The 4,708-nt window shown below is 64.9% G+C and carries 2 protein-coding genes; one reads left to right on the top strand and one right to left on the bottom strand.

Going from position 1 to position 4,708, the window contains the following annotated elements; genetic code table 11:
- The coding region (locus NN5_RS24165; RefSeq protein ID WP_217998770.1) for a hypothetical protein at positions 1 to 596 on the top strand (596 nt) is incomplete at its 5' end.
- Between the two features lie 324 nt (positions 597 to 920).
- Here NN5_RS24165 and dnaE read toward each other — a convergent pair.
- Entirely contained in the window at positions 921 to 4,538 is a 3,618-nt protein-coding gene (gene dnaE, locus NN5_RS24160; RefSeq protein ID WP_067739153.1) for a DNA polymerase III subunit alpha, read from the bottom strand.
- Between the last annotated feature and the right edge of the window lie 170 nt (positions 4,539 to 4,708).

The raw sequence follows: 4,708 nt of genomic DNA, 5'->3' as shown, positions 1-4,708 counted from the left end.
GACTAGGGCCGATGCTGCGCGGACAAGTTCGGCGCTGCCCCAGGATGGCGGCCGTGCACGATGTCCGCTCCAGAGCTGCCTTCCGGATGCGCCGACTTTCCTGCCATTCGAAGACATGGCAAGCAAAGGCGATGAGATCGATACTCCTCCCCTGCGACAAGCGTGCAATCTGGCTGCTCAACGCCGCTGTGGTTATCGGCCTGCCCGTCACGAACTGGATTTATTGGCCTGCCGTCCTTGAAGCGAACGTACTTCCGCCAGAGGCCGACAACGTCATGATCGCCATGATGGGCAGCATAATACTCGCGGTCCTGCTGGCTCCCATCATCGCGGTTCTGACGTGGGCAAGCTTGCGCAAGCCCCGCAAAAACATAGACCTGGCTGCATGGGATGCTGAACGCCCCATAGTCAGCGGTCTCGTCAGCCTCTTGTTTTTGGGACTTTTCGCACTCGGAGCCCGGTCCCTTCTGGCCGGCATGACGGCACCTTCAGGTTGGCCTGACGAATACTGGATTCCTTACGCGCTGCTTTTCATGGCGTGGTCCCTCACCATGCGCGGGCTTATCCTGTCCCCTCCGCTTTCCCGGCATTCGTAGAGCATCCGTTTCCGGCATTGCCATCGCTCGGCGAAGCTGACCGAGTTCCGATAACCGTTCACGCGAAGGGCTGCTTTTCAAGATTTCAATCTGAAGCCTGCCGTTCCGGACACGCCGACATAGCGGGCGTTGAGACAGCCCACCCCCAACCCCTTCCACAAGCGGGAGGGGAGTATCAGCGCCACGCAGCAGCGGAGGCGCAATTCCGCCCAACCGCTTGCGGGAGGGCCGCGAGACTTGCAGAGCCGAAGGCGAAGGTAGTCGCAGCGGGGTGGGCCGTCTCCAACGTCCGCCCCCCCGATTTCCTGTCATTCAACTACAGCGCTAAGCCGCGCGCTGCATCCGTTCCGGCCCGCGCTTGGCCTTGAATTCGCCGATCGTCAGGCCATCGACATTGGCCAGTTGCTCCACGAACTCGCCGTCGAGCGCGAAATCGCGGCCCAGCCGGACTTTCTGCGTCCGCCCGCCTTCCAGCTTCAGCGTCGCAATCACTTCGCCGGCCCCGCGCGCGCCGGGGCGCAGCAGCAGCGCGAGTTCCTGCACCGCCTCGACCCGGTCGATCTCCAGCTTGAGCAACATGCGCGCATCGGCGGTCACTTCGGCCAGTGGCTTGGCCGAACGCACAGTCACGCGCGGCGGCTCGTCCGGGCTGGGGCTGTCGAGTTCGACATTGAGCAGGACGCAGGCGCTTTCCCTGGCCCACTTCACGAAGCTGTCGACCTGGCTTTCCTCAAAGCAGCAGGCCGAGAAGTTGCCTGAGGAATCCGAGAAATCGGCCATCACGAAGTCCTTGCCCTTGCGGGTCTTGCGCTTCTGGACGTTCTCCACCATCGCCGCCATCACCGCGCCGGTCCGCCCGCCGCCGCCACCGCCCGCCATCAGGCTGGCATACGTGCGCGCGCCGTTGGACGAGGCGACCGCGCGGTATTGCTCGACCGGGTGCGCGGCGAAGTAGAAGCCGAAGACCTCGCGCTCCTTCGCCATCTGGTCCATGCGGCTCCACGGTTCGCACCCGACAAGGCGCAGGCCCTGCTCGGCATGATCGTCGCCACCGAACAGGCCGTGCTGGTCCGAATTGCGCTCGCGCGAGGACCGGTCGGCCTCGGCCAGCAGGGTATCGGCATTGGCGAGCACTTTGGCGCGGTTGGGCTCCAGGCTGTCGAAAGCCCCGGCCGCGGCCAGACTTTCGAGTTGGCGGCGGTTCATCGATCCGGCCGGCGCGCGGCGGAACACATCGTCGAGATCGGCGAACGGGCCATGGGCCTGCCGCTCCTCGACGATCATCTCCATCGCCTTTTCACCGACATTGCGCAGGCCCGCGAGCGCATAGCGCACCGCATGGCTCTCGGTGGTTTCCTCGACGATGAACTCGGCTTCGGAGCGGTTCATGTCGGGCGCGGCCAGTTCGATGCCGTTGCGGCGCGCGTCGTCCACGAACACGGCCAGCTTTTCCGACTGGTGCATGTCGAAGCACATCGCGGCGGCGTAGAACTCGTGCGGGTAATGCGCTTTCAGCCAGGCCGTGTGATAGGCCAGCAGCGCGTAGGCGGCGGCGTGCGACTTGTTGAAGCCGTAGCCTGCAAACTTGTCGATCAAGTCGAACAGTTCGTTGGCCTTGTCGGCATCGATACCGGAGACTTCCTTGCAGCCCTTCACGAAAATCGCGCGCTGCTCGTCCATCTCCTCCTTCTTCTTCTTGCCCATCGCGCGGCGCAGCATGTCAGCGCCGCCGAGCGAGTAGCCGGCGAGAATCTGCGCGGCCTGCATGACCTGTTCCTGATAGACAAAGATGCCGTAAGTCTCGGACAGGATCGGCGCGAGCTTGTCGTGCGGATAGACGATCTCTTCCAGTCCGTTCTTGCGGCGGCCGAACAGCGGAATGTTGTCCATCGGGCCCGGACGGTAGAGCGAGACGAGCGCGATGATGTCGCCGAAATTGGTCGGCTTCACGGCCGCCAGCGTGCGGCGCATACCTTCCGATTCCAGCTGGAACACGCCGACGGTGTCGCCGCGCTTGAGGAGTTCATAGACGCCCGGATCGTCCCAGCCGAGCGTGGACAGATCAATCCTGATCCCGCGCCGTTCGAGCAGATCGGTCGCCTTGCGCAGCACCGACAGTGTCTTGAGGCCGAGGAAGTCGAACTTGACCAGCCCGGTGTCTTCCACGTGCTTCATGTCGAACTGCGTCACCGGCATGTCGGAACGCGGATCGCGGTAGAGCGGAATCAGCTGCGCCAGCGGACGGTCGCCGATGACGACGCCGGCGGCGTGGGTGGAGGAGTTGCGCGGCAGGCCTTCGAGCTGGACGGCAAGGTCCACCATGCGGCGCACTTCGGGATCGGTATCGTATTCGCGGCGGAATTCCGCGACCGGCGGGTCGGCGGTGACACCGTGCTTCTTGCGGCCGTGGAGCGCTTCGGTGAGGTTCCAGGGGTCGGTGGGATGGTTGGGCACCATCTTGCACAGCCCGTCGACCCGGCCATAGCCCATCTGCAGGATGCGCCCGCAGTCGCGCAGCACGGCGCGGGCCTTCATCTTACCGAAAGTGATGATCTGCGCGACGTGGTCGTGCCCGTACTTGCGCTGGACGTAGCGGATCACTTCGCCGCGCCGGGTTTCGCAGAAGTCGATATCGAAGTCCGGCATCGAGACGCGTTCCGGGTTGAGGAAGCGTTCGAACAGCAGATTGAGCTTGAGCGGATCGAGATCGGTAATGGTCAGTGCCCAGGCGACCAGCGAGCCCGCACCCGAACCGCGCCCCGGCCCCACCGGGATGCCATTGTCCTTGGCCCACTTGATGAAGTCGGCAACGATCAGGAAGTAGCCGGGGAAACCCATCCCGATGATGATGTCGGTCTCGAAATCGAGCCGCTTGGCATAGTCGAGGAAATCCTCGGTCACGCCCTTTTCGCGCAGCGCCTCGTAGGCGGCCACGCGCTCATCGCCCTTGAGCGCCATGGCGGCGTCAAGCTCGTCCTCGGTGGCGCCGGGCCAATAGGGCAGCAGGCGGCGGGCCAGACCGCGGCGCGAATCGGCCACCAGCATCCGCGCCTCGCCCTCACGGTCGCCGGCAAGGCTGGGCAGCAGCGGCTTGCGCTTGGGCGGCGCGTAGGCACAGCGCTGGGCGACGACGAGCGTGTTCGCCATCGCCTCCGGCAAGTCGGCAAACAGTTCCTCCATCACCGCGATCGGCTTGACCCAGCGTTCGGACGACGAACGCGGCCGGTCCGGCGCATCGACCTGCGTCGAATTGGCAATGCACAGCATCGCGTCGTGCGCGGCGTGGAAGTTCTGCTCGGCGTATTGCGCCGGATTGCTGGCGACGAGCGGAATGCCGCGCGCATAGGCAAGCGCGATCAGGTCTTCCTCGCTCGCGTCCTCCTCAGGCTCGGCGGTGCGGGTGATCTCGACATAGAGCCGGTCGCCGAACAGCGCCTGCAACTGATCGCAATAGCTTTCGGCCGCCTCGTGCCGGCCATCGGCATAGAGCCGTGCGAGCGCGCCTTCATTGCCGCCGGTGAGGCAGATCAGGCCGTCGGTGTAGCCGCGCAGCGAATCCAGCTCGACATGCGGATCGAGTTCCAGCGGCCGGTCGAGGTGCGCGCGGCTGACGTGATGGCACAAGTTGAGCCAGCCCGCCTCGTTCTGGGCGAACAGCGCCAGCCAGTCGATCGGCAGGTCCTGACCCTGCGCCGCCCCACCCCCTTGACCAAACTGGGGACGCGCCACGGCCAGGAAAGTCCCCACGATCGGCTGCACGCCCACGCCCTGGCAGGCCTGCGCGAAAGTCGGCGCGCCGTAGAGGCCGTTGCGGTCGCAGATCGCGGCGGCCGGGAACTTGCGCTCCTTGGCCAGCTTGGCCGCTGCCTTCGGATCGATCGCGCCATCCAGCATCGTGAAACTGGAAAAGATGCGAAGCGGAACGAAAGGGGCGAAGGACATCGTGCAAATCTAGGCAGCGCCCGCCAGTGCGATCAAGCCTGCCTCGCGAAAACCGGGGGAAATCGCCCGCTTTTGCCCGCCAGACCGGCACGCGGACACGCTTCCGCCGGCCCCAGCGGCCTTCGGGTCGCCATCATGTAATATTTTGCATCAGCCCCTTAATCTTACTG

Source organism: Novosphingobium naphthalenivorans NBRC 102051 (genome assembly GCF_001590985.1).
GTDB classification, from domain to species: Bacteria; Pseudomonadota; Alphaproteobacteria; order Sphingomonadales; family Sphingomonadaceae; genus Novosphingobium; species Novosphingobium naphthalenivorans.
This window is presented reverse-complemented; position numbering and strand designations above follow the sequence as displayed.

Bases quoted from the DNA above. Each gene is read 5' to 3' on its own strand.
- dnaE (WP_067739153.1), bottom strand. From the start codon at position 4,538: ATGTCCTTCGCCCCTTTCGTTCCGCTTCGCATCTTTTCCAGTTTCACG.